Raw genomic sequence first — 969 nt, forward strand, 5'->3', positions numbered from 1 at the left:
GGCCGACGGCACCTACCGCGACGTCGCCCGCCACGTCCGATCGGCGACGCTGCTCGCGGCGGCGGCGTTCGACCGCATCGCGCTCGACGCCGTGCATTTGGACATCCGGGACCTCGAGGGCCTGCGGGCCGAGGCCAATGACGCCGTCGCCGTGGGTTTCGACGCGACCGTCTGCATCCATCCCAGCCAGGTCGCGGTGGTGCGCGAGGCCTATCGCCCCACCGAGGAAAAGCTGGACTGGGCGCGCAGGGTGTTGGCGGCGGCGCGGTCGGAACGCGGGGTGTTCGCCTTCGAAGGGCAGATGGTCGATTCGCCGGTGCTCAAGCATGCCGCGATGTTGCTGCGGCGGGCGGGGGAGCCCGCGTCCGGCTAGACATCCCAGGTCCGTAATTTGTCAAGCGGCGTTGGTGGTGGGGGTGTTGTGGCGGGGTGACCACGCTAGCTGTTCGTTGTATGTGGTGTGGTGGCGTAGGCAGCCGTGGAGGATTCCGACGAGGCGGTTGCCGACGGCGCGGAGGGCTTGGTGGTGGAGGTCTTCGGCAGCGCGGTGCTGGTCGTAGTAGGCGCGTGCGCCTGGGCTGCGGGTGATCGCGCAGAACGCCCATTGGTCGATAGCGTCGTAGAGCCGGCGGTTGCGGACGTGGCGGGCCAGCACGGCGCGTTTTTTGCCCGACGCGACTGTCAGCGGGGAGGTTCCAGCGTGGTTTTTGCGAGACTTGGCGGTGGTGTAGCGAGTGGGGTCGTCCCCGAACTCACCGAGCACCCGGGCGCCGAGCACAACACCAAGTCCTGGCAGGGAGCGGTAGATGTCGGCGTCCGGGTGTGTCTCAAAATGTGTCGACAGTTCGGCTTCCAGATCGCTGATCTGGTGGTTGAGCTCGATGATGATGCTGACTGTGGCGCGGGTGGTCGCCGCGAACGCGGCGCTGACAGAGGCAGCAGTGGTGAGTTGCTCGCTACGCAGAATTT

General features: G+C 67.2%; 2 protein-coding genes. One reads left to right on the plus strand and one right to left on the minus strand.

Annotated features, from left to right (window positions below):
* Positions 1 to 373, plus strand: a 373-nt coding sequence (locus BN4348_RS59170; protein WP_160040687.1) for an aldolase/citrate lyase family protein, incomplete at its 5' end; no start/stop codon positions are given.
* 21 nt (positions 374 to 394) lie between these two features.
* On the opposite strand, the gene BN4348_RS59175 is transcribed toward BN4348_RS59170, so the two are convergent.
* Positions 395 to 969, minus strand: a 575-nt coding sequence (locus tag BN4348_RS59175) for a transposase (protein ID WP_142308843.1), incomplete at its 5' end; no start/stop codon positions are given.

The sequence above is a fragment of the Mycobacterium interjectum genome, assembly GCF_900078675.2.
In the GTDB taxonomy this organism is placed as follows: Bacteria; Actinomycetota; Actinomycetes; order Mycobacteriales; family Mycobacteriaceae; genus Mycobacterium; species Mycobacterium interjectum.